The sequence below is a fragment of the Deinococcus roseus genome (genome assembly GCF_014646895.1).
GTDB lineage: Bacteria > Deinococcota > Deinococci > Deinococcales > Deinococcaceae > Deinococcus_C > Deinococcus_C roseus.
In genome coordinates this window covers 1-521 of record NZ_BMOD01000099.1, presented here as the reverse complement: position 1 = coordinate 521, position 521 = coordinate 1, and the positions used below count along the sequence as shown (strand labels likewise).

General features: G+C 61.2%; 1 protein-coding gene. It reads left to right on the top strand.

Going from position 1 to position 521, the window contains the following annotated elements; all coding sequences use genetic code 11:
- On the top strand, window positions 1–521 hold a 521-nt coding region (locus IEY52_RS26560; protein WP_189009743.1), incomplete at both ends, for a GTP-binding protein.

The window sequence follows — 521 nt, the reverse complement described above, 5'->3', positions numbered from 1 at the left end:
ACGTTTGAACGCACCAAGCCCCACGTGAACGTGGGAACCATTGGTCACGTGGACCACGGAAAAACCACCCTCACCGCCGCGATCACTTACACCGCAGCAGCTGCCGATCCCACCATCGAAAAGCTCGCCTACGACCAGATCGACAAGGCCCCCGAGGAAAAAGCCCGTGGCATCACCATCAACACCGCCCACGTCGAGTACAACACCCCCTCCCGCCACTACTCCCACGTGGACTGCCCCGGTCACGCTGACTACGTCAAAAACATGATCACCGGAGCAGCACAAATGGACGGCGCCATCCTCGTCGTCTCCGCCGCTGACGGCCCCATGCCCCAGACCCGCGAGCACATCCTCCTCGCCCGTCAGGTCGGCGTGCCCTACATTGTCGTCTTCATGAACAAATGCGACATGGTCGACGACGCTGAACTCCAGGAACTCGTCGAAATGGAAATCCGCGAGCTCCTCGGCCGCTACGAATTCCCCGGCGACGACATCCCCGTCATCAAAGGCAGCGCCCTGCA